The organism is Candidatus Flexifilum breve, from assembly GCF_016713355.1.
Map to the genome: position 1 here is coordinate 974,635 of NZ_JADJPI010000035.1, position 23,871 is coordinate 998,505.

Genomic DNA, 23,871 nt, shown 5'->3' on the forward strand with positions numbered 1-23,871 from the left:
CTTATTTTAACTGCGGACGGGGGTCTTAACGCGGCTTGAACCGTAAGTCATGAAGAAGTGCACTTACCACGCGGTGATGTTTGTCACACGTTTACACCGGGCTGAATCACGGGCTGTAATGCGGTGTATAATCATTACAGTACGGCTAAATATTATTCTTGAGGATATTGCCATGACCTTACACCCTACCCCGACTCGGAGTCCGTCTATCGACCGGATCGCCGAACTACTCGGTGATGAAGCCGACTCGCTGCTCACCCATCGCTGCACTACCATCGACCAATCTCGTCTCTATCTGCCCGGCCCGGACTGTGTCAGTGAAGTCTGGGGTCTCTCGGATCGTAATCCGCAGGCGCTGCGCAGCCTCGAACAACTGCACGCGCATGGTCGGCTCGGCGGCACCGGCTATGTCTCGATTCTGCCCATCGATCAGGGGATTGAACATTCGGCGGGCGCTTCGTTCGCCAAAAATCCCGATTACTTCGACCCGGCGCACATCGTCGAACTGGCCATTGAGGGCGGCTGCAATGCGGTCGCCTCGACCTTCGGCGTGCTCGGCGCGGTCGCGCGCAAGTACGCGCACAAAATTCCGTTCATCGTCAAAATCAACCACAACGAGCTGCTGACCTACCCGAATCGCTACGATCAGGTCATGTTTGGCACCGTCAAAGAGGCGTGGAATCTCGGGGCGGTCGCCGTCGGCGCGACCGTGTATTTCGGCTCACCGGAAAGCACACGCCAGATCGTCGAAGTAGCGGAGGCGTTCGTCCACGCCCACGAACTCGGTATGGCGACCGTGCTCTGGTGCTATCTGCGCAACCCCGGCTTCAAGGTGAATGGCGTCAACTATGAAGCCTCCGCCGACCTGACCGGGCAGGCGAATCACCTGGGCGTGACGATTGAGGCCGATATCATCAAGCAGAAACAGCCGGAATCGAACGGCGGCTATAAAGCGATCAACGCGGGCGGCTCCAGCTATGGCAAGCTGGACGAACGCATCTACAGCCAGTTGACCAGCGATCACCCCATTGACCTGACGCGCTATCAGGTGGCGAACTGCTATATGGGGCGCGCGGGACTAATCAATTCGGGCGGCGCGAGCGGCAAGAACGACCTCGCCGACGCGGTCAAGACGGCAGTCATCAACAAACGGGCGGGCGGCATGGGTCTGATCAGCGGACGCAAAGCGTTTCAGCGCCCGCTGGCCGAAGGCGTCGATCTGCTCAATGCGATTCAGGATGTCTATCTGTGTGCTGAGGTGACCATCGCGTAAGGGCGGTGGAAGGGATAGCTCTCCCCGCGTTCAACCTGAACGTGGGGAGAGTTTTTGTTTGTCCGGGGGCTTACATACACTGCCACACGCGCTCACCGCGCATGATGCGCGCCAGTACCTCAGGAAAGGTGGCGATCTCAATCGGCTTGCCAATCGCGCCATCAAAGCCCGCCATCTGCAGTTGATCGACCTCGTCGCCCGTGACGCCCGCTGTCACCGCGACAATTTTGGCCGAGTCAAAGGCCGTATCCGCACGAATTCCCTTGAGAATACCAAAGCCATCGGTTGGGCCAATGTGAATATCCAGAAAGATCACCTCGGGCAGCACACAGAGGCTGCGCAGGCGCGGCATGAAGTCGACGCTGTCATTCCAGATCGTCAGGTCGGTGATACCCAGTTGAAAATTCAGGGTGAGACTCATGATCTCCCCGCTCAACTGGTCATCTTCAAAGTAGACATATGACGTCATGGTTCGATGTCCTCAACTGCGGATTCGTAATATGTTTCTGCGCTGTGACTATGCCGTGTTCGCCGCCGGATGCATCCAACGTCTATAAGAATTCTATCGAGTTTCCGACGTTTAGATCCTGAAGGATGCTTGAGCGCTAGCGCCCGGGCCAGTTTGTGGATATCGTATTGCGCTGCTGACCAGACCTGATCGAGAGATGACGATGAGCACTCCGTCCCGCAACCTGACTACCCGCTTCCTCACGACCGCCTCTAATCTCGCCGCGCTGACGTGGCCGCTGGCGGGGCGTATCTTCAAAGAGAAACTGGAAGTGGACGAGAGTCAGGCGCTGTGGACGGCGGAAACGCCCGATTATCAACCGCTGCCCGCGCTCCAGCAGGACACCAGCGCCGATCTGGTGATCATTGGCGGCGGCTTCACGGGCATCTCGACCGCCTACCACTTCAGCCAGCGTTACCCGGAAAAGCGCGTGCTTCTGCTGGAGGCGAAATCGCTGGCGAACGGCGCGAGCGGGCGCAATGGCGGCATGCTGCTCAACTGGCTGGCCGTGACCAGCGGCTACAGCGCCGAAATGACCGCCCGCATCTACCAGATGACGCATACGGGCATTCTCACCATCCGCCAGATCATTGAACGACACAACCTTCCGGTCAGCGCGCGCTATGACGGCACGGTGACCGTACTGACCGATTCCCAGCGCGCCGAAGCCGCCCACGAAGAAGTCGAATATTTGCAGTCGCTCGGCATACCCGAAGCCTACCTGAATCGGCAGCAGTTGGCCGCGCGTTTGCAGCTCAATGGGGCGCATGGCGCGATCTACGACCCGAATTCCGGGCAGATTAACGGCGCGCAGTTGGTGCGCGGCCTGCGCCCGGTACTGCTCGAACGCGGCGTGGAAATCTACGAAGGCACGCCCGTGACGCGCATCGACGAAGGCGCGACGATCACCGTACATACGCCGCACGCCAGCATCAAAGCCAAAGCGATTATGCTGGCGACCAACGGATACACGGGCAAGCTCGGCTACTTCCGTGACGCGCTCTTTCCGCTGCACTCGCACGTGTTTGCAACCGCGCCGCTGCCCCCGGAACAGCGCGAACAGATTGGCTGGAAAGCGCTGGCAGGCTTCAGCGACGACCTTGACCGCATCTCATACAGCAGCCTAACCACGGATGGGCGGCTCGTGTTTGGCGGCGGCAGCAATCAGTCCTACGCCTACCTGTTCAACAACCGCACCGCCTACCCCGGCACGCCGCACACCGCGCAGCCCGCCTTCGCCAAAATGCAGGAGACGCTGGCCAATTACATGCCCGGTTCGCGCAGTCTGCCGATCACGCACCGCTGGACAGGGACACTCGGCATCACGCTGAACCGCCAAGCGCTGATGGGCGTGCGCGGTGATAATCGCAACGTATACTTTGCCATCGGCTACTGCGGACATGGTGTCACGCTGGCGAACATTGCCGGGGAAGTCATCACCGACCTGTACTCGCGCGATGATCAGCGTTGGCGCGGGCTGCCCTTCTACCAGCAGACCTATCCGCCGCTCCCGCCGGAACCGTTCCGCTGGATCGGCTATCAGACGTTTACGCGGCTGACAGGCAGTTCGCCGCGCGTATAACCGGAGGAGCAAACGACATGCATGCGATAGTCGCTTTTGGCGAAATTATGCTGCGCCTCACACCGCCCGACTTACTGCGCCTCATCCAAACGCAGTCGTATACCGTGACCTTCGGCGGCGCCGAGGCGAACGTCGCCATTGCGCTGGCGCGCTTTGGTCACCGCGCCGAATATGTGACCCGCCTGCCCGCGCACGACCTCGGCGAAGCGGTGCTGATGTATCTGCGCCAGTACGGCGTCGGCGTGGGTCATGTCGCGCGCGGCGGGGATCGGCTTGGCGTGTATTTCGTCGAACAGGGCGCAGCCCAGCGCGGCGGCAAAGTGATCTACGACCGCGCACGGTCGAGCGCCGCCGAACTGCAACCGGGGATGATCGATTGGCGCGCAATCTTCAAGGCGGCTGACGCGGATTGGTTTCACTGGACTGGCATCACGCCCGCGCTCACGGAGAGCGCCGCCGCCACCTGCCGTGAGGCCATTGGCATTGCCCGCGAACTTGGCCTGACAATATCATGCGACCTCAACTACCGGCATGCGCTGTGGAAATGGGGCAAAACCTCAGCGGAGGTCATGCCCGATCTCGTCGCGCAGTCCGATGTAGTGGTCGGCAACACGGAAACCGTGCACACCATGTTCGGCCTGAAGCCGCGTGACCCCGCTGCCGATTTGATCGACCAGAACCGCGATGTCGCGGAACAATTGGCGGAGCGCTGCCCGCAGCTCAAGACGATTGCCTTCACGACGCGCGCCTCGCACTCCGCCAGTCACAACACGTGGTCGGCGGTGCTGTGGCAGCGCGGCCAGTTCTACACCGGTGCAAGCTACGATCTGACGCCCATCGTCGACCGGGTCGGCGCGGGCGATGCGTTCACCGCCGGGTTGATCTACGGTTTGCGCCAGCACCCGGAGAATCCCGAGTATGCGCTCAACTTTGCGACCGCCGCGGGCTGCCTCAAACACACGATTCCCGGCGACGCGCTGCTCGTCAGCGTGGAAGAGGTCGAGCAGCTCATGTCCGGCGACAGCTCCGGTAAAATTCGCCGCTGAGCGTCAATGCGTGTTGATGTGCATGCGCGAAAACTCGGTGCGGTAGTCACCGGGCGCGATCTGCATGATGCGCCGGAAGATGCGCCGGAAATAGTCGGTGTCGCTGAAACCGCAGCGGGATGCGATCTGCGCAATCGTCAGATTGGTGTCCAGCAGCCATTCGCAGGCTTTTTCAATGCGGCGGCGGTGAATCGACTCGGTCAGAGTGCAGCCGTACAAGCGGTGATAGATGCGCCCGAGATAGTCGGTATTGTAGCCGAGTGCGGCGGCGATCTTGCTGGCCGTAATCGGACGGTCAAAGTTCATGCGAATATAAGTGTGCGCCCACGTCGCGACCACGTTGGCATCCTCGTTGACTTCAACAGGTTCCACTTGTGATTGCACGACTTCGAGCAGCATAAGCGTCATGAGCAGATTCGCCGCGTACGGATGCAGCATCCCCGACTCCTGATCGTCCAGAAACGTGCGGAACAAGCGCTCCAGTCGTTCGGGTTGGCGCAGCGTGGCCATCTGCGGCACGACCAAGCTCGGATGATAATCAGGCGTGGTCAGCTGTACATCGCTCACCGTTTCGCAAATCACCTCGTAGTGAATCCAGTAAAAGCGTAAGTCGGGCGGCATGGGGTTCGATCCGCCGTGCCGCCGTCCCGGCCACAGGTGCAGCGTCTGCCCCGCGCGCAGATGAAACTGCTGCCCCTCTTCCCACAATTCAAGTTCACCTTGCTTCACAAAGATCAGTTCATGCGAGTTAATGATGCGCGTGGGATGCAGTGCCGTCCCCCGCGAAATGAACAACCCGGCATTCTGTGCCTTGATTGGACAGCTCATGCTCAAATGCAAAGCGGGTTATATCCATCAGTCGTTGTCCGGTAGTTCAAATGTGACTAGTCATTCTGATTATAGGCTGAAAAGTCGGAAAAGTCGGAATCGGACTGGTATTGGCGGGTTTCACCTACTGTTCACCGACTCCCGGTTTCGTTACAGTGGATACAAATTGTTGAATAGTGCATTCGATTTCAGAATAGGATCCGCCATGGTTAATAATGGGCTGCCCTTAAGTTCTATCCGGTCTAATCAGGTCAAAATTGATGGTGGCTATTGGGGTGAGCGCCAAGCTACTGTCCGCACCTCGACCATTCCCGCCATCCATCATCAGCTTGAAATCACCCACCGCACCGATGCCTGGCATCTGCACGGCGGGGAAAACGATCCCCGGTTTGACGGTCACATTGTGCACAAGTTCTGGGACTCCGACCTCGCCAAATGGATCGAAGCCGTCGGCTACAGCCTCGACAGCTACCCCGATCCCGACCTTGAACAGCTCGCCGACAAGGTCATTCAGGCGATTAAAGAAGGCCAGCTCGAAGACGGCTACCTCAACAGCTTCTTCACGGTGATTGAACCGCAAAACAAGTGGCGTAACCTGCGTGACTGGCACGAACTCTACGACGCGGGTCACCTGATGGAGGGCGCGGCGGCTTATTACCAAGGCACGGGCAAGCGCGTGCTGCTCGATACGCTGGCGCGCTACGCCGATCACATCGACGCGCGTTTCGGCCCGGGCGAACAACAGGTGCACGGCTACTGCGGCCACCCGGAAGTCGAATTGGGTCTGGTCAAGCTGTACCGGGCGACGGGCGAGAAACGCTATCTCAACCTCGCCAAGTACTTCGTCGACGAGCGCGGGCAAGAGCCAAACTTCTTCGACATCGAAGCGGCGGCACGCGGCGACGACCCGACCAAATTCTGGGCGAAGACCTATCACTACTGCCAGGCGCACAAACCCCTGCGCGAACAAAACGTCGCCACCGGCCACTCCGTGCGCGCGGCCTACCTGTATGCCGGAGCGGCGGATATCTCTGCCGAAACGGGCGACAGCACCCTGCTTGACGCCTGCCGCGTAATCTGGGAAGACCTCACCAGCAAGCAGATGTATATTACGGGCGGTCTCGGCCCGGCGCACGCCAACGAAGGCTTCACCTTCGGCTACGACCTCCCGAACGAATCCGCCTATGCCGAAACCTGCGCGTCGATTGCGCTGGTCTTCTGGGCGAAGAGCATGTTCGACATCGACCCGGACAGTCGCTACACCGATGTCATGGAACGCGCGCTGTATAACGGCATCATGTCGGGTGTGTCGTGGGAAGGTAACCAGTTCTTCTACGCCAACCCGCTGGCCTCGTACCCGTACGTCAACCCGCACGAACACTTCAGCGGCATCAACACGCCGAAGCACTACCGCCGTCAGGATTGGTTCGTGTGCCCGTGCTGCCCGCCAAATCTCGCGCGCGTCGTTGCGAACCTGGGCCACTACTTCTCGTCGCACAGCGCCGAAACGATCTACCTCCACCTGTATAACCACAGCCACATGCGCGTCAGCCTGCCCGCGGGCAGCGTGCAGATCGATCAGGAAACAAATTACCCGTGGAACGGCGATGTGAGCCTCACCATCGGCGTAGCGCAGGCGACCCCGTTCAAGCTGGCGCTGCGCATTCCCAACTGGGCGTCGAACTTCACGCTGCGCGTCAACGGCGTGACCGTGAGCGCCAACGTCCAGCGCGGTTACGCGTTCATCGACCGCACATGGAATAACGGCGACACCATCGAGCTGGCGCTGCCTATGAGCGTGGAACGCATCGTGTCACACCCGAACGTGCGCCACAACGCGGGCACAGTCGCCCTCCAGCGCGGCCCGGTCGTTTACTGCCTCGAAGAAGCCGATAACGGTCCGAATCTCGCCAATCTCGTCATTCCGCGCACCGCCAAGCTGGTGGGCAACGTCGACAGCAGCCTGTTCAGCGGCGTGGGCGTGATCACCGGGGAAGCCGTCCGCACTGAACCAGCCGTATGGGCGAGTGGCCTCTATCAGCCGCAAAGCGCGCTCCAATATTCATATGATGCCGTGCCGTTCAAGGCTATTCCCTACAGTCTGTGGGCGAACCGTGAGCCCGGTGAAATGCGCGTCTGGGTGCGCGAGCAATAGATTACTCAAGTCAAGCCAACCGGGGAGTTTCTCCGGTTGGACGTGATCTGCAGCGACCCCTGAGTGGGTATGTCGAGACTCGGTGCAGCGTCTCGTTGTACTAAAAAGTAAGTCCGTTTGAGCAAACTTTAGGAGCTTATAAACATGGCAGGTAACAACGTTTCTCGTCGTGATTTTCTGAAGGTTATGGGTGCTTCGGCGGCCTTCGCTGCCAGCATGACACAGTTGGGCGGCAAGCTGTTCGCCCTGCCGAGTCAACAGGATGCGGTCGGTATTTCGTTTGGTGGTTGGGGCGGCGTCGCGGAAGATGAAGGCGTGCGCGCGGCCATTGAGGTCTTCCAAACAGAAATGCCCGGCATCACCGTCGAATGGCAGCATACCCCGGACGCGGGCGAATACAACCGCGTGCTCTTGACCAACTTCGCTGCGGGCACCACCCCCGACACCTCGTTCATCATCGCCGATGGTTACGAAACCTACGTTTCCCAGGGTCTCCTGCTGGACATCACCGACCGGATCACCGCCGACCCGCTGCTGGGCGCGCCGGACTACTTCTTGCCGCAGGAAGCAGCGCGCTGCGCCGACAATGACGGTCGCTGGCACGGCATTGGGTCGTGCTGGGTCGCGCACCACATCTACTACAATGCGCAGTTGTTCGAGGAAGCGGGCATTACCCCGCCCGGCTTCGCGGAAGACGAAATCTGGGACTGGGATACGTTCGTGGCCAATGCCAAGGCGTTGACTAAGGACAGCGCGGGTCGCCACCCGGATGACGAAGGCTTCGACTCGGAAGATATTCAGCAGTGGGGCGTTGATTGGCCGCTGTGGTGGATGCCGATTGCCGCCGCTGTGCACTCGAACGGTGGCGCGTACTTCGCCGACGGTCGCATCGCCATCGACTCACCGGAAGCCATCGAAGCGATCACCCGCCTGTATGAACTGATTTACGTGCATCATGTCGCGCCGCGCAGCGCGTCGATGGCCGACCTCGGCATGACCAACACGCAGATGATCGACACCGGGCGTCTGGCGATGGCCGTCGATGGCTCGTGGGCGCTGTCGTGGATGAACCCGTCGCTCGTCAGCGTGCCGATGGGTACCGGCGCGCTGCCCAAGATGGTGCAGCCTGCGACCGTCATGCAGGCGCACTTCCACTCGGCGCTGGCCAATACCCAGCACCCCGAAGAAGCGTGGCAGTGGGTACGCTTCCTGTCCACGCCGTTCTATCAGACCCAGTTCCTCAAGATCGGTCTATGGCTGCCCAGCCAAACCGCGCTGACCACCCCCGAGGGTCTGGATACGTGGATCACCGAAGGGATTCATCCGGAGAACTACCGCCAGTTCGTCAGCGAATACCTGCCGACCTACGGCGTCGCCGTGCGTATTCCGCCGGGCTACATCGAAGCAGCCGCCAACTTCATCGACCCGGCCGTGCAGGCGATTGCCGGTGGGACGCCGCCTGCCGACGTGCTGCCCGAAGCGGTGCGTCAGGCCAACGATGTAATCGCGATGGCGAATCTGTAGTCAGTCTAGCTTTGCCGGGGCGCGGTCGGTTGACCGCGCCCCGTTCCCGTTCTGACGATAGACACGGTGGTCAACTATGGCAACGCGCATACAAGCAGCGCCTGCGTCCGCTCAATCTGGCTGGAAGTGGTGGACGAACATGTCCCTCCGGCGGCGGCGGACGATCACAGGCTACATTTTTATCATGCCGTTCATCCTCGGCGTCCTGTTCTGGGTGGTGATCCCAGTTCTGGTCAATCTCTACCTCACCTTTCACAGTTGGAACCTGATGTCCGCGCCCCGCTTCGTGGGGATGCAAAACCTCGAAACACTCTTTAGAGATCCCATTCTCCCGCAAGCCCTCAAAGCGACCTTCCTGTACACCGTGCTGTCGGTGCCACTCGGGCTGCTGTTCGGGTTCTTTCTGGCCAATCTGATCAACACAAATATTCGCGGCATTTCTATTTTTCGAACCATTTTTTACATGCCCAGCATTGTCCCCGCCGTGGCGAACGCGCTGCTGTGGGCGTGGATGTTCAACACCGAATTTGGCCTGATCAACGCCGTGATCCGCGCGTTTGGCGGCGCGAAGATCGCATGGCTGCAAGACCCGAATCTCGCCGTTCCGGCCTTCGTCATCCTCAGCCTGTGGGGCTCGGGCAGTTCGATGATCATCTTCCTCGCCGGTCTGCAGGGCATCCCCGATGTCTACTATGAAGCGGCGGAAATCGATGGCGCGGGGCGCTGGGCGAAGATGCGCCATATCACCATCCCGATGATCTCCCCGGTCTTCTTCTTCAACCTCGTGATCGGCTTCATCAATTCGCTGCAGGTGTTCGTGATTGGCTATCTGGTCACCGATGGCGGCCCGCAAAACGCGACGCTGTTCCTCGTGCTGTACATCTATCGCAGCGCGTTCCAGAGTTTGAAGATGGGGTATGCGGCGGCGCTCTCGTGGGTGCTCTTCGGCATTCTGCTGGTCCTGTCCGTTGTGATTTTCCGCTATCTCGGACGGCGGGTGTATTACGAAAATCCGGGTGAATAGGAAGGAGATCGCAAATGGCCGCTGTCCAACAACCTCTCACCGATATCGCGCCCGCGCGCATCGCGCCGCGCCGCAGCACGATGTCTCGCAATGACCGCATCTGGCGGTACGTCACCGTCGCGCTGCTCCTGATCATGGGCACGATCATGATCGCGCCCTTCCTCTGGTTGGTGAGCAGTTCGCTCAAGAGTCAGGTGCAGATTTTCCAGTACCCGCCGGACTTAATTCCGAATCCGGTGAAATTCGAGAACTACTTCAACGCGCTGACGTACAAGCCGTTCGGGTTGTACCTGCGCAACACGCTGGTCATCGCCGGACTGAACGTGATCGCCGTGGTGTTCACCTCGTCGTTTGTCGCCTATGGCTTCGCGCGTCTGCGCTTCCCCGGGCGCGATTTCTGGTTCGGCATCGTGATCGCGACGCTGTTCCTGCCGTACGCCATCATGATCGTGCCGCAGTTCATCATGTTCTCGCGCCTCGGGTGGGTCGACACCTTCCTGCCGCTGACTGTCCCAATGTTTTTCGGCGGCGGCGCGTTCAACATCTTCCTGATTCGCCAGTTCTTCCGCACGATTCCCGAAGAGCTCGCGGATGCCGCGCGCATCGATGGCTGCACCGAGTTCGGGATCTACTGGCGCATCATGATGCCGCTGGCGCGTCCGGCACTCATCACCGTCGCGATTTTTACGTTCCTCAATGCGTGGAATGACCTGCTCGGTCCGATCATCTTCCTGCGCTCGCCGGAGAATTTCACGGTGGCAGCGGGGCTGGCTTCGTTCCGCAGCGTGCAGGACGTGAGCTGGGATTTGCAGCTTGCCGCCTCGACGGCCATGATCATCCCGGTGGTGCTGCTGTTCTTCTTCGCCCAGCGCTACTTCATCAAGGGCATCGTCATGACCGGGTTGAAGGGCTAACATGACCGCGCACCCTTTTGACCTCACCTGCGTGCGCCTGCTCGATGGCGCGTTCAAGGCGGCGATGGAACGTGACGCCGCCTATCTCCTTCAGCTCGATCCCGACCGTCTGCTGCACACGTTCTACCTCAACGCGGGCTTGCCGACGACCGCCCAACCTTACGGCGGCTGGGAAGACCCGAAAGTCGAACTGCGCGGCCACTTCGCCGGGCATTACGTGACCGCCTGCGCGCTGATGTACGCCAGCACGGGCGACGACCGCTTCAAAGCGCGGGTCGATCACATGGTAGCGGGTTTCGCTGCTGTGCAAGCGGCGCTGCCGTCGCAAGGCTACAACCCGGGCTACCTGTCGGCTTTCCCAGAATCGTACTTCGACCGCGTCGAAGGGCGCTTTCCAGTATGGGCACCCTACTACACCCTCCACAAAATCATGGCGGGGCTGCTCGACGCGCATCTGCACTGCAGCAACCCGCAGGCGCTGCCCGTGCTCGAACGCTGCGCGGACTGGGTCAAGTTCCGTGTGGACAACCTCACCTACGAGCAGATGCAGATCACGCTGCTGATGGAATTTGGCGGCATGAACGAAGTCTTCGCCAACCTGTATGGCGTAACCAAGAATCCGGAACACCTGCGCCTATCCTTCGCCTTCAACGACGATGTGGTGCTCGACCCGCTCAAACAGGGCAGCGACCAGATGGATCGTCTGCACGCGAACACTCAGATCCCCAAGCTGATCGGGTTGGCGCGGCAGTACGAACTCACAGGCGACCCGGTGCTGCGCGACGCAGCCAAGTTCTTCTGGGAACGGGTGGCACATTACCGTTCGTACGTGATCGGCGGGCACAGCGACGACGAACTCTTTTCCCGGTGCACCGCTTCGCCGATCACCTGACGTCGGTCAGTGCGGAGACGTGCAACACGTACAACATGCTTAAGCTAACGCGGCACCTGTTCGCGTGGGAACCCTCCGCCGAAGCAATGGACTTCTACGAGCGCGGGTTGTTCAACCACATCCTCGCCTCGCAGGATCCCGAGACAGGCATGATGTTGTATTTCTGCTCCCTCAAACCGGGACATGTAAAAGTCTACAGCGCGCCCGAGCATTCGTTCTGGTGCTGCACGGGCACAGGCGTCGAAAATCACGCTAAATACGCCGACACGATCTACTACCATGCCGACGACGCACTGTACGTCAATCTGTTCATCGCCTCCGAACTCACCTGGGATGCCAGGCAGGTCACCGTGCGGCAGGAGACGCAGTTCCCCGACAGCGACACGACCCACCTGACGCTGCGCTGCGCTCAGACGACGCGCTTCGCGCTCAAGCTGCGCTATCCTGCTTGGGCGACGGGTGCGAGCGTACAGATCAACGGCGTAAATGAGCCGTTCAACGTCGAACCAGGCTCATACATCAGTCTCGACCGCGAATGGCACGACGGCGATCTAATCGATTTCCGCCTGCCCATGCGGCTCCACGCCGAACCGCTGCCCGGCGCGGCGGATCACATCGCGCTGCTCTACGGCCCCATTGTGCTCGCGGGCGCGCTCGGCACGGAAAATATGCCGAACGTGTATCTCGAAGATCCGAACACCCGCAATGCGGCGGTCAACTGGCATCCCGCGCCGCCCGTGCCCCCGCTGCAGGGATCGGCACAGAGCGTATTGGAAGAGCTTCACCCCGTCGCCGGACAGCCGCTGACCTACCAGTTGAGCGGCGTTGGACTCCCGCACGCCGTCCAGATTCTCCCGTTCTACAAACTGCATCACCAGCGCTACACCATCTACTGGCAGCTGACGTAACCTCAAGCGGCGCGGAGATGATCTCCGCGCCGCTGATTTTCGTGACTTCCCCCACAGATCGATGTATGGTTGTCCCGTTTTTGACCCAAAGGACTGATAAGAATGCCGCAAACGTACCCTCCGGTCGTGCCCTCTGCCCCGTTTCTGTGGCATGGCGGCGACTACAACCCGGAACAATGGCCGCGTGAAACCTGGGCGGAAGATTTTCGATTGATGCAGCAGGCGGGCGTCACCGTGGCAACCGTCGGCGTGTTTAGCTGGGTGTCACTTCAGCCCGCGGAAGATGAGTACACGTTCGGTTGGCTGGACGAGGTGATCGACGGCCTGCACGCGCACGGCATCCGCGTCGTACTGGCCACGCCGAGCGCCGCGCAGCCCGCGTGGATGTCGCAGCAGTACCCCGATGTGCTCCGCTCCGACGAAAACGGCGTCCGGCGGCAGCAGGGCGGGCGCACCAACTACTGCCCCAATTCACCCAACTACCGCCGCCTGAGCGGGAACATCGCGCGCAAGCTGGCGGAGCGTTACGGTCAGCACCCGGCGGTGCTGCTGTGGCATGTGAGCAACGAGTACGCGGGCGCGTGCTACTGCGACACATGCGCCGCCCAGTTCCGCGTCTGGCTGCAAGCGAAATACGGCACACTGGACGAGCTCAACGCGCGCTGGTGGACGCCCTTCTGGAGTCACACCTACACCGATTGGTCACAGATTTTGCCGCCGCGCGCCAACGCCGAAGGGCTGACGCACGGCCTCAACGTCGACTACTTCCGTTTCATGAGCGCGAGTCAGCTCGACTGCTTCCGCAATGAGCGGGACATCCTGCGCAGCATCACGCCGAACATCCCCATCACCACTAACCTGATGGGCACCTACAAGCCGCTCGACTATCGCCAGTGGGCAAAAGAACTGGATGTCGTCTCGTGGGACTGCTACCCGAATCCCAATCACTCTCCGAGCGATATTGCCTTCCTGCATGACCTGATGCGCGGCATCAAGGATGGTCAGCCGTTCCTGCTCATGGAGCAGACGCCGAGCAGCCAGAACTGGCAGGAGATCAACGCGCTTAAGCGTCCCGGTGTACTGCGCCTGTGGAGTTATCTGGCGGTTGCGCACGGCGCGGACACAGTCATGTACTTCCAATGGCGGCGTGGGCGCGGCGGCTGCGAAAAACTCCACGGCGCAATCATCGAACATGCGGGGCGCACCGACACGCGCGTATTCCGTGAAGTGAGTCAACTGGGCGCGGAACTTACCGCGCTTGGCGACACGGTGATCGGCGCGGCGGTGGATGCGCGCGTGGGCATCCTCTTCGATTGGGATAACTGGCATGCGCTCGACGACGCAGTCGGCCCGGTGCGCAACAAGCGCTACGTCGACACGGTGCGCAAGCATTACGGCGCCATCTACCGCCAGAATGTCCCCGTCGATATCGTCTTCCCCGACTCCGATTTCAGCCGCTACGATGTGCTGATCGCGCCCATGCTGTATATGGTCAAAGCGGGCGTCGCCGATAAAATCGAGGCCTTCGTCGCGCAAGGCGGTTCGTTCATCGCCACATACCTGACCGGACTGGTCGATGAGACCGACCTCGCGTTTGAAAACGGCTACCCCGGCCCGTTGAGCCAGGTGCTCGGCGTGTGGGTCGAAGAAATCGACGCGCTCTACCCGGATCAGACCAATACCATCGTCATGACGGATGGCAGTGGCTCATTCCCGTGCCGTCACATCGCCGACCTGCTGCATGCGGAAGGCGCGCAGGTGCTGGCGACGTACGGCAGTGATTTCTACGCGGGCATGCCCGTGCTCACGCGTAGTCCCGTGGGACAAGGCGAGGCCTACTACCTCGGCAGCGATCCCGATCCAGCCTTCCTTGACCGCTTCTACGGCGATCTGCTCAGGGGGCACGGTATCGCGCCAACGATCAGCGCGCCCGCGGGGGTCGAGGTCGCGCAGCGCGTCAAGAATGGGCAACCGCTCACGTTTGTGCTCAACCACAACGCGAACATGGTCACGCTCGATCTCGGCAACCGTTCGTATCAGGATCGGCTGACGGGCGCGACGCTCAGCGGTAGCATCACGCTCGCCCCCTACGCAGTGCATTTACTCGTCTAGGGACAATCTATGAATCAACTGCTGCTGGTGGTCCAGGATATTCGCGTCACATGGACGAAGGCGTCACGCGGTGGGGTCAATGCAGGGCGGCGCAATGCCGTCCCGCACGCCCTACCGCTGACCGACCTGCCGCCGCTCGACAAAACGCTGTCAGCCGCGCCGCTCGTCCTAATCCACCAGCAGTACCGCTGTACCGAAGCGGCTGATTTCCAAATGCCGCCGCCCCTCACCACTAGCCGCGCCATCGCCGCCCATGATAAGGTCTCCTTCCCCGGTACCCGGCTGAAAATCGCCCCGACAGCCATCACCGTCATCTATCGCTACTCGTGGGCGGCGACCGGCGCGCCGACGCGTTATCCGGTTGCGCGCAGCATCACGCTCGCGGCAGGTCAATGGGGACAGGTGCAGTTCAACGGTCGCTTCGGGTGGGATGCGCCGTGGACATACCACCTGACCACACTTAACATCGGACTTTTCACTCACATTGACCTGGATGTATTTGTGCGTACCACCCCGCACAAAACCCTCTTCGACCGCGCTGACCTCTGGTAACAGATGTGCCGCTTCTCCACACAGGAGATGACGTTGCACACTGTTGCGCGTTCTGGCTGACATGTTAGAATAGTATTGTGCAAGATTTCACAAGAGGGACGAAGATGCTTACTGTAAGCCTTGTCCTGGTGATCGTCATCTGCACCGTACTTTCTATCAGGACAAAACAGTTGTTGGTCGCCGCACTGTGGCTCGCCTTGACGAGCGCCGCGGCAGCGGCTGTGCTGTACACCTTAGGTGCCCACGAGATCGCCGTGATCGAACTCAGCGTCGGCACGGGGCTGGTTCCGGTTCTCTTTGTGTTCGCGGCCAGCCTGTTGGGCAAACAATCGACCAGTCTACCGTCCTCCGTCCCCCTTCCCTTCGCCTCGTTTCTTGTTCTGCTGTGCTTGCTCCTCATCGGCGCGATGATCTTTGCGTCGCCCGTGCTGCCTCCAACCACCGAAACCATGAGCTTCAACGCGATGCTCTGGGAAACGCGCGGGCTGGATATGCTCGTGCAAGGCGTGCTGATCTTCGCCGGGGTGCTCAGCATCCTGCATCTGCTCGGCTCGGTGCAACGCGCACCCGTCAAGCCAGTTGCAACCAGCCGAAGGCAGCGAACGGAGGCGCACTGATGAGTTTTCCGTTTGCAGCTGGCGCAGCCGCCGCTATCGTGCTGATTGTAGTCGGCATGGGCAGCTTACTCCTACTCGGCAACCTGCTCAAGCTGATCATCGCGCTGCAAATCGCCGCCAAGGGCGTCATCATCGCGCTGATTCTGGCGGGGCGAGCCAGCGGTCAGCTCCAATTAGCGCAAAGTCTCGCGGCAACCTTTCTCCTCATCGATACACTGGTGGCGGTGATCGGGCTGGCGCTGGCAGTGCAGATGCAGCGAACGTGTGGAACGCTCGATCTGCGACATCTCACCGCCGTGCATGATCCGCCCTCATCACCGCCCGATTAGAGGTGCGCTATGTTCGGGCTGGTTCCGCTCGTCCTCCTCTTTCCGGCACTTGGCGCGGGGATCAACCTCGCGTTCGGTCGTAAGCTGCATGCTGGGGTGATCGGGAGTGGAGCCGCTGTGCTCGCCTTTAGCGTCGCCCTGCTCCAGTTCGTTGCTCTGCTCACCGAACCGACAGGCACGGTCATCCGCCTCTTCACGTGGATTGAAGTCGCCGGGCTGCGCGTCGATTGGGCACTGCGCGTGGATACGCTCTCCGTGACGATGATGCTCGTCGTGACGGGCGTCGGCGCGCTCATTCATGTGTACGCCATCGGCTACATGCGCGGTGATGAACGCTATGCGCGTTTCTTCGCCTATCTCAACCTGTTCCTCGTCGCCATGCTCGTGCTCGTCGCCGCCGATAACTTCCTCATGCTGTTCGTCGGCTGGGAAGGTGTTGGGCTGTGCTCGTTTCTCTTGATCGGCTTCTGGTTCGATCAGCCGCACGGCGTTGGTTGGCGCAACAGCACCGCTGCCCGTAAAGCGTTCCTCGTCAACCGGGTGGGCGATGCCGGGTTCATCATCGCGCTGCTTATCATCGGCACGACCTGCGGCTCGTTCGGTTACGCGGTCGTCTTCAATGGGGAACACTTCCTCCCTGGCGATCCGCTGGTCGTCGCGCTGACACTGTGCCTGCTGATCGGCTGTGCCGCGAAAAGCGCGCAGATCCCCCTGTTCGTGTGGCTGCCCGACGCGATGGCTGGGCCAACGCCCGTCTCCGCACTCATCCACGCAGCGACGATGGTCACGGCGGGCGTGTACCTGATCACGCGGGCGCACACCCTGTTCGAGCTCGCACCGCTCACCCAAGCGGTGATCGCCGCGGTCGGCGCGCTCACCGCACTGCTCGCCGCCAACGCCGCCATTGCGCAGTACGACATCAAGCGCGTGCTCGCCTACTCGACCATCAGTCAGCTCGGCTTCATGATGGCAGCGGTCGGGCTCGGGGCGTACACCGCGGCGATCTTCCATCTGGTGACCCATGCGTTCTTCAAGGCGCTGCTGTTCCTTGCCGCCGGATCGGTCGTGCACGCGCTCGGTCACGGTAACGACATGCGCATGATGGGCGGGCTGCGGCGGCACCTGCCGACGACCTTTGCCACCTATGGCATTGGCGCGCTGTCGCTGGCGGGCATTCCGCCGCTAGCCGCCTTCTTCTCCAAAGATGACATTCTCAGCGCAGCGTGGACGGCACAGCCGCTGGTCGGACTGGCGCTGCTCGGTGCAGCAGGCTTGACCGCTTTCTACATCGGACGGCAGGCGCTGATTGTGTTCTTCGGCGCGCCGCGCAGCCGCCCTGCCGAACACGCGCACGAGAGTCCGCGCCTGATCACCCTCCCGCTGATCGGTTTAGCGGCGCTGGCGGTCATCGGCGGCGCGCTCAACTGGCCGGGGCACGGCGCGCTCGGCACGTGGCTTGGGCATACGCTGGGCGAAGTCCATGAGGCGGCTTTCAACCCGATGGTCGCACTGCTGTCAGTCGGCATAAGCGGAATCGGCCTCGGCGCGGCCTATCTGATCTACGGACTCCAGCCGCTGCCCGAGAACCGCTGCGATCCGCTGGTAGGCCGCACCTTCGATCTGCTGGCGCGCGGCTGGGGGTTGAATGACCTGTACGCGCAGGTATTCGTTCGTGGCTTTAACAGCGTCGGCGCCTGGCTGAAACAAGCCGACGAATCAGGATTCGCCTCTCTGGAAACTGGCGTGCTGACGAGCACGGACCGTTCCGCTTCCGTTCTCGAACGAACGGAAACCCGCCAGATCAACTGGAACATCGCCGCCATCATCGGCGGGCTGGCGCTGCTGCTCACGCTCACGTTGTGGCTCGGAGGGCGCTGAGATGAACCTCACGGCGTTGCTCATCGCGCTGCCGCTGGCCTCCTCGCCGCTGATCTATCTGGCAAGCCGCGCCCGCACCTCCGCCCGCGCCGCCGAGCGTACGAGCTGGTGGCTCAGCCTCGGCGTGCTGCTGATCTTGTGGGGGCTGTGGCTGCGCGCCGCGCTGAGCTTGTCCACAGGTGAAACACTAAGCGTGACTTTCGGTTTGTTGGCGCTGCGTGTCGATGGCTTGAGTTTGTTCTTCGCGCTCGTGGTGCTCGGCGTGAGCACGCTGGTGCTCGTGTCTTCGAGTGCGGAAACCACCGAAGGCAGCGAGAAGTATTTCGCGGCGCTGCTCACGACAACGGGCGCGCTCATCGGCATGGTCTGTGCGCGTGACCTGTTCAATCTGTGGGTGTGGTTGGAGACGGTCGTGATTAGCTCGTTCCTGCTCGTCGCACTGGAGCAGGATCGACCGCTGGCGCTCGATGCCAGCATCAAATATCTGACGCAAAGCGCGGTCGGATCAATCTTGATCGTGCTCGGCATCGCGCTGGTGCTCGCGCAAACCGGCTCGCTGACGCTCGACAGCGCGCAATCAGGCCGCTTAGCGCCGGGTCTGCTGGCGGCGGGGGTCCTGCTGATCGTTGGCCTTGGCATCAAAAGCGCGCTCGTGCCGCTGCACACGTGGCTGCCCGATGTCTACGCGAATGCGCCCACGCGGGTGACAGCGCTGCTCTCCGGCGCGGTGACGGTCAGCGGGTTGATCATCCTGATGCGCGCGCTGCTGCCGCTCGTCAGCGCGGCAGAAACGTGGGGGCTGCTGCTGATCGGCGCGGGTGTCGTCAATACGCTGATCGGCAATTTGCTCGCCTTCCGCCAAACGGATGTCAAGCGCCTGCTCGCCTATTCCAGCATCAGCCACATCGGCACGATTCTGCTCGGCTTCGGCGTCAGCTTGTACGCCAACCTACCCCAAGCCGCGCAGGCGGGCTTATTTCACCTGTTCACGCTCGGCCTCATGGAAACGCTCGCCTTTTTATGCCTCGCCACCCTTCCGAATAACCGACACATCACCCTCGCGGATCTGCGCGGCCTCATTTACCGCGCGCCGCTCGTCGGTGTCGGGCTGTTGCTGGCGCTGCTCAGCCTCGCGGGACTGCCGCCGCTGGCCGGCTTCATGTCCAAGTGGCAGGTGTTCGCCGCCGCGTTCATCAGCCCAGACCCCATCGTGCGCGGCGCAGTTGTCGTCATTGCGCTAAACATCTTGCTGGCGCTGGGCTACTACCTGCCCCCACTGCTGACGCTGTTTGCCGGTGAACAACCGCCATCAAAAAGACAGGAGAAGCGCTCGCCGCTCACCGTGCGCCTGCCGCTGATCCTGCTCAGCGCGCTGATCGTGCTCGTCGGCGTGCTGCCTGACTCCGTGCGCTGGTTGACCGAACTCGCCAGCGCGGTGCTGGTCTTCGGAGGTGTTCCATGACCCTGCTGCTCACGCCGATTGCGGCCTTCCTGATCTATCTGGCGCTGGCCGCGCTGCTCTCCCGCTTCGGTTATCGACTGGCGGGCGGCGATCACAGCACGCCGAACACACCGCACACCAGCATCTACGCGGGCGGTGAACGTCCGCCCACGACGGATGTGCTGCCGGGGTATTCCAAGACGTTTATCGTCGCGTTCTTCTTCGCCATCGTGCACATCGGCGTACTCATGCTCGGCAGCAGCGCCGGTTCAAGCGCGGCGGCCATCTATCTGGTATTTCTCGCTCTGTCGCTCCTCGCCCTGATCTTGGGCTGAAAGGAGGCGAACATGTTAACGCATCTGTGGGAACAAACCTTCGGCGAAGTCGCCCGCTGGGCACGCATCAATTCGCCGTGGGCGCTGCACTTCAACAGCGGCTCGTGCAACGGCTGCGACATTGAACTCTTGGCGACTCTCACCCCACGCTACGACGTGGAACGATTCGGCGTCAAGCTGCAAGGCAGCCCCCGCCAAGCCGATCTACTGGTGGTAACTGGCCCGGTCACGCGGCAGGCCCAGGAACGCTTGCTCCGCATCTACGAGCAGATGCCCGCACCCCGCTTCGTGATGGCGCTCGGCTCATGCGCGCTCTCCAAAGGAGTGTTCCAGCACTGCTATAACGTCGTCGGCCCGGTTGATGCGTTCATCCCGGTCGACGTATACGTGCCCGGCTGTCCGCCGCGACCGGAAGCGATCATCGCCGGGATGGTAGCGCTGCTCGGCAAATTACAGTCTCCGCCGGAGGTCGCCGCCTCATGACCACACTCGAACTCGCCCGCATGCTGCTCCTGCACTGGCAAGCCGACTTCCGCACTCCGGAAGCCAACCGCCTTGATGTGCCGATCAGTGCACCAGAACTCCAAACAGCGGTGTCCGCGCTGCTGGCCGGACATTGGGGCTATCTCGCCGGGATCACCGGGCTGGATCATAGTGATGCGCTCGAACTGCTTTATCACTTCGCCGATGGCGCGGTGATCGTCACCCTGCGCGTCAGCTTGCCGCGCACAACACCGACCGTCGCCAGCATTTGCCGCCTCGTCCCGGCGGCGAGCGTGTTTGAGCGCGAAGTCAGCGAATTGTTCGGCGTGACCTTTCGCGGCGCGCCCGATACCTCGCGCCTCTTCCTCCCCGATGATTGGCCGGAGGGCGTGTATCCGCTTTTGAAGGATGCGGTTCTCGCGGAGGTCGACCATGACCACGCCGACTAAACAGTTCACCGTCCCGATTGGCCCACAGCATCCCGCGCTGAAAGAGCCGGGCTTCTTCGAGTTCACCGTCGAAGGCGAAACGGTGATCAGTGGGACAGTACGACTCGGCTACGCGCACCGCGGCATCGAGAAAGCGACCGAAAGCCGAACGTGGGTGCAAAACCTGTATCTGCTGGAACGCATCTGCGGCATCTGCTCGCACATTCACGCGCTGGCTTACGCGCTCGGCGTGGAAAAGCTCGCCGGGGTGACCGTACCGCCGCGCGCGCAAGCGATCCGCGAGCTGACCGCCGAACTCGAACGCATTCACAGTCATTTGCTCTGGCTCGGCGTCGCCGCGCACGAAGCGGGCTTCGACACCCTGTTTATGTACTCGTGGCGCGACCGCGAAACCGTCATGGACATTTTTGAGGAGTTCAGCGGCAGCCGCGTGCATCACTCGGTGAATACGCTCGGCGGCGTCAAATTCGATCTGACCGTCACGCACATCGACTCGATCCGCAGAGGACTTGACTACCTCGACGAACGCGCCCGCTACTACCTCGACCTCGTGCAGAATGACCCGATGCTGAGCGGCCGCACGCAGAACATCGGTGTGATGAGCGAGGCCGACGCCGCGCGGCTCGGCGTGGTTGGGCCGACGGCGCGCGCTTCCGGCGTCCTCCGCGATCTGCGCGTCGAAGCGCCGTATTCGGCGTACTCTATTTTCCCCGTGCAGGCTGTGACAGAAACAGCAGGCGATCTGCACGCGCGTTTCATCGTACGCGTGCGGGAAATTCTGGAAAGCATCCGTGTCATCCGCGCCATCCTCGACGCGCTGCCCGAAGGCGAATTGCAGGCGCGCATGCCGCGTAAAATCCCGGCGGGCGAAACCATCAGCCGGGTCGAAGCGCCGCGCGGCGAGCTGTTCTACTTCATCAAAAGCGCGGGCAGTGACATGCCGGAGCGCATCAAAGTGCGCACGCCGACCCTGTGTAACCTCGCCTCTGTGCTCGACTTGAGCCGTGGTCGACAGTTGGCCGATATCCCCATGCTGCTCGTCGGCGTTGACCCGTGTTTCTCGTGCAATGACCGTCTCGTAACCGTCCGGCGCGTGGAAACAGGCGAACGCCTCGCGCTCGACTGGGATCAGTTCCGGCGCAAGGGGGCAAAGTCATGACCGAACTCAGCGCTCTGCTCATTTTCCCCGGCGGATTAGCGCTGCTGCTGACCGCCCTACTGTACGAGTGGTTCAATCGCAAGCTGGCGGCGCGGCTGCAAAACCGCGTCGGGCCCCGCTGGTATCAACCGCTGGCCGATCTGGTGAAGCTGCTGGCGAAAGAAGAGATTTACCCGCAGGGTGTCTCACCCACGTTGTTCGACCTGCTACCCGTGGTCAGCCTCGCAGCGGTGACGACAGCGGCGGTCTATGTGCCGCTGTTCGGCCTCACCCCGGCGGGGAGCTTCCCCGGCGACCTGATCGTCGCCGTCTACCTGTTGAGCGTGCTCAGTCTGTGCACCAGCCTCGCCGGGCTCATCACCGACGACCATTACGCGCTCGTCGGCGGGCTGCGCGTGCTCACGCAGTTGTTCTCCTACGAAGCGCCCTTCCTGCTCGCCCTCCTGCTCCCCGCACTGGCGGCGGGCAGTTGGCAGATCGGGGAGATCGCCGCGTATGCCAGCGAACACACGTGGCTGCTGCTCACGCAGCCCATCGGCTTTGTGGTCGCCGTGATCGGCTTGATGGGCAAGCTGGAACTGCCGCCCTTCGATGCACCGGAAGCGCACACCGAAATTGTCGCCGGGTCGCTGACCGAATACAGCGGTCGCGGGCTCGCCCTGTTCCGTCTGAGTCGCGCTGTCGTGCTGGTCATCGGCCTCGCGCTGATCGCTGCGCTGTATTTGGGCGGCACCGCCAACCCGCTCCTGTTCTTCGCCAAAACGCTGCTGCTGCTGTTCGCTGTGACCATCGCGCAGACGCTGTTCGCCCGCCTCCGCATCGACCAGACGATCGGTCTGTGGTGGCGCTACGGCGTGCTGCTGGCGCTCGGTCAATGGCTGATCACGCTGTTGGGAAAGGCCCCCCTATGAAAGTGTCGACCCTCTTCGGCAATATGCTGCATTCGCTGTTCATTCGTCCCGCGACGCGGAGCTATCTGCAGGTGCGCACGCCCGTCTCAGAGCGACTGCGCGGGCGGTTGGTGTGGCGTTCAGTCGGCTGTACCGGCTGTTCGCTGTGCGTGAAGGACTGCCCCGCGGACGCGATTCAGCTCATCGACATTGACCGGGCGAATAAACAGTTCAAACTGCGCTACCACGTCGACCGCTGCACATTCTGCGGTCAGTGCGTACAAAGCTGTCGCTTTAACTGTCTGGAACTGGCGCATGACCAGTGGGAACTGGCGACCGTTCAGCGGAATGCCTTTGTGATTGAGTATGGCGAGGAAGGTGTGTTGTGACACTGTGGAGCGATGTCCTCAAGCAGGAGATTCAGCCCGGCATCAAGGTGGCCGTGATGGGCGTCGGCCAGATTTTGAGCGGCGATGACGGCGTGGGCGTGCTCATCGCCCGGCAGTTACGCGAGCACATCCCATCCAACGATCACCGACTGATCATCGACGCGGGTCTCGCGCCGGAAAATTTCACGGGCTTGATCCGCAAGGTGCGTCCGGAGCTGATCATCGTGATCGATGCGGCGCAGATGAACGAGCCGCCGGGAACTGTCCATCTCATCCCGTGGCAGTACGCCGATGGCATTTGCATGTCTACGCACACCCTGCCCCTCAAGATGATGTGCAGTTATCTCACCGATCAGGTCGGCTGCGATATCGCGCTGATCGGCATTCAGGTCGGGGACGCGCAGTTCGGTCACCCGCCGACCAGTGCGGTCACCACGGCGGCGGCGCAGGTCGCGCTGACATTGGAAGATCTGCTGCGCTTACCGGAACCAGCGTAAGTCGGTTAAAACGATCCACGAACGGATGTAGGGGCGCACCTGTGTGTGCGCCCGAAGCCGGGCAGACACATCGGTCTGCCCCTACC

Annotated in this window: 24 protein-coding genes; 22 read left to right on the forward strand and 2 right to left on the reverse strand. The window is 61.5% G+C overall.

From position 1 onward, the window contains the following. The first annotated feature begins 172 nt into the window (after positions 1–172). The gene (locus IPK17_RS27130; RefSeq protein ID WP_343420825.1) at positions 173–1,273 is read left to right on the forward strand and encodes a class I fructose-bisphosphate aldolase; all 1,101 of its coding nucleotides are present in this window, start codon (positions 173–175) and stop codon (positions 1,271–1,273) included. A gap of 70 nt (positions 1,274–1,343) precedes the next feature. On the opposite strand, the gene IPK17_RS27135 is transcribed toward IPK17_RS27130, so the two are convergent. After that, positions 1,344–1,742, reverse strand: a complete 399-nt coding sequence (locus IPK17_RS27135) for a response regulator (protein WP_343420826.1) — start codon at positions 1,740–1,742, stop codon at positions 1,344–1,346. A 202-nt stretch (positions 1,743–1,944) separates the two neighbouring features. On the opposite strand from IPK17_RS27135, the gene IPK17_RS27140 reads away from it, so the two are divergent. Beyond that, on the forward strand, positions 1,945–3,363 hold the full coding sequence (locus IPK17_RS27140) for an NAD(P)/FAD-dependent oxidoreductase (RefSeq protein WP_343420827.1): 1,419 nt from the start codon (positions 1,945–1,947) through the stop codon (positions 3,361–3,363). Positions 3,364–3,380: 17 nt separating this feature from the next. After that, a complete protein-coding gene (locus IPK17_RS27145; RefSeq protein WP_343420828.1) occupies positions 3,381–4,409 on the forward strand; it encodes a PfkB family carbohydrate kinase in 1,029 nt (342 codons plus the stop codon). Between the two features lie 3 nt (positions 4,410–4,412). On the opposite strand, the gene IPK17_RS27150 is transcribed toward IPK17_RS27145, so the two are convergent. Then, on the reverse strand, positions 4,413–5,237 hold the full coding sequence (locus IPK17_RS27150) for a helix-turn-helix transcriptional regulator (RefSeq protein WP_343420829.1): 825 nt from the start codon (positions 5,235–5,237) through the stop codon (positions 4,413–4,415). 205 nt (positions 5,238–5,442) lie between these two features. On the opposite strand from IPK17_RS27150, the gene IPK17_RS27155 reads away from it, so the two are divergent. The 19 genes from IPK17_RS27155 (at position 5,443) to IPK17_RS27245 (ending at position 23,785) form a co-directional block, all read left to right on the forward strand. After that, entirely contained in the window at positions 5,443–7,392 is a 1,950-nt protein-coding gene (locus IPK17_RS27155; RefSeq protein WP_343420830.1) for a glycoside hydrolase family 127 protein, read from the forward strand. Positions 7,393–7,536: 144 nt separating this feature from the next. Next, positions 7,537–8,916 (forward strand): ABC transporter substrate-binding protein, encoded by a 1,380-nt coding sequence (locus IPK17_RS27160; protein WP_343420831.1) that lies wholly within the window; start codon positions 7,537–7,539, stop codon positions 8,914–8,916. A 76-nt stretch (positions 8,917–8,992) separates the two neighbouring features. Continuing rightward, complete coding sequence (locus IPK17_RS27165) at positions 8,993–9,940, forward strand: carbohydrate ABC transporter permease (RefSeq protein ID WP_343420832.1); 948 nt, start codon at positions 8,993–8,995, stop codon at positions 9,938–9,940. Between the two features lie 14 nt (positions 9,941–9,954). Next, positions 9,955–10,854, forward strand: coding sequence for a carbohydrate ABC transporter permease (locus tag IPK17_RS27170; RefSeq protein ID WP_343420833.1), 900 nt, complete (start codon positions 9,955–9,957; stop codon positions 10,852–10,854). A 1-nt stretch (position 10,855) separates the two neighbouring features. Next, positions 10,856–11,746, forward strand: coding sequence for a beta-L-arabinofuranosidase domain-containing protein (locus tag IPK17_RS27175; RefSeq protein ID WP_343420834.1), 891 nt, complete (start codon positions 10,856–10,858; stop codon positions 11,744–11,746). 35 nt (positions 11,747–11,781) lie between these two features. Further along, complete coding sequence (locus IPK17_RS27180) at positions 11,782–12,654, forward strand: beta-L-arabinofuranosidase domain-containing protein (protein WP_343420835.1); 873 nt, start codon at positions 11,782–11,784, stop codon at positions 12,652–12,654. A gap of 102 nt (positions 12,655–12,756) precedes the next feature. After that, entirely contained in the window at positions 12,757–14,766 is a 2,010-nt protein-coding gene (locus IPK17_RS27185; RefSeq protein ID WP_343420836.1) for a beta-galactosidase, read from the forward strand. Between the two features lie 9 nt (positions 14,767–14,775). After that, entirely contained in the window at positions 14,776–15,318 is a 543-nt protein-coding gene (locus IPK17_RS27190) for a hypothetical protein (protein WP_343420837.1), read from the forward strand. A 104-nt stretch (positions 15,319–15,422) separates the two neighbouring features. Further along, positions 15,423–15,935, forward strand: coding sequence for an NADH-quinone oxidoreductase subunit J (locus IPK17_RS27195; RefSeq protein ID WP_343420838.1), 513 nt, complete (start codon positions 15,423–15,425; stop codon positions 15,933–15,935). Further along, positions 15,935–16,264: an NADH-quinone oxidoreductase subunit K gene (locus IPK17_RS27200; RefSeq protein ID WP_343420839.1), complete on the forward strand. Its 330-nt coding sequence runs from the start codon at positions 15,935–15,937 to the stop codon at positions 16,262–16,264. The genes IPK17_RS27195 and IPK17_RS27200 overlap by 1 nt, the downstream gene beginning before the upstream one ends. A gap of 9 nt (positions 16,265–16,273) precedes the next feature. Beyond that, positions 16,274–18,142 (forward strand): NADH-quinone oxidoreductase subunit L, encoded by a 1,869-nt coding sequence (gene nuoL, locus IPK17_RS27205; protein ID WP_343420840.1) that lies wholly within the window; start codon positions 16,274–16,276, stop codon positions 18,140–18,142. A gap of 1 nt (position 18,143) precedes the next feature. Next, positions 18,144–19,604: an NADH-quinone oxidoreductase subunit N gene (locus IPK17_RS27210; RefSeq protein ID WP_343420841.1), complete on the forward strand. Its 1,461-nt coding sequence runs from the start codon at positions 18,144–18,146 to the stop codon at positions 19,602–19,604. Next, positions 19,601–19,918: a hypothetical protein gene (locus tag IPK17_RS27215; RefSeq protein WP_343420842.1), complete on the forward strand. Its 318-nt coding sequence runs from the start codon at positions 19,601–19,603 to the stop codon at positions 19,916–19,918. The genes IPK17_RS27210 and IPK17_RS27215 overlap by 4 nt, the downstream gene beginning before the upstream one ends. A 12-nt stretch (positions 19,919–19,930) precedes the next feature. Further along, the gene (locus IPK17_RS27220) at positions 19,931–20,401 is read left to right on the forward strand and encodes an NADH-quinone oxidoreductase subunit B family protein (RefSeq protein ID WP_343420843.1); all 471 of its coding nucleotides are present in this window, start codon (positions 19,931–19,933) and stop codon (positions 20,399–20,401) included. Continuing rightward, positions 20,398–20,850 carry an NADH-quinone oxidoreductase subunit C gene (locus tag IPK17_RS27225; RefSeq protein ID WP_343420844.1) on the forward strand — a complete coding sequence of 151 codons (453 nt, stop codon included), beginning with the start codon at positions 20,398–20,400 and terminating at the stop codon, positions 20,848–20,850. The genes IPK17_RS27220 and IPK17_RS27225 overlap by 4 nt, the downstream gene beginning before the upstream one ends. After that, the gene (locus IPK17_RS27230) at positions 20,834–22,009 is read left to right on the forward strand and encodes a hydrogenase large subunit (RefSeq protein ID WP_343420845.1); all 1,176 of its coding nucleotides are present in this window, start codon (positions 20,834–20,836) and stop codon (positions 22,007–22,009) included. The genes IPK17_RS27225 and IPK17_RS27230 overlap by 17 nt, the downstream gene beginning before the upstream one ends. Further along, on the forward strand, positions 22,006–22,920 hold the full coding sequence (locus tag IPK17_RS27235) for a complex I subunit 1 family protein (protein ID WP_343420846.1): 915 nt from the start codon (positions 22,006–22,008) through the stop codon (positions 22,918–22,920). Before IPK17_RS27230 ends, IPK17_RS27235 begins: the two co-directional genes overlap by 4 nt. After that, a complete protein-coding gene (locus IPK17_RS27240; RefSeq protein ID WP_343420847.1) occupies positions 22,917–23,288 on the forward strand; it encodes a 4Fe-4S binding protein in 372 nt (123 codons plus the stop codon). The genes IPK17_RS27235 and IPK17_RS27240 overlap by 4 nt, the downstream gene beginning before the upstream one ends. After that, a complete protein-coding gene (locus tag IPK17_RS27245; RefSeq protein WP_343420848.1) occupies positions 23,285–23,785 on the forward strand; it encodes a hydrogenase maturation protease in 501 nt (166 codons plus the stop codon). Before IPK17_RS27240 ends, IPK17_RS27245 begins: the two co-directional genes overlap by 4 nt. Positions 23,786–23,871 lie beyond the last annotated feature (86 nt).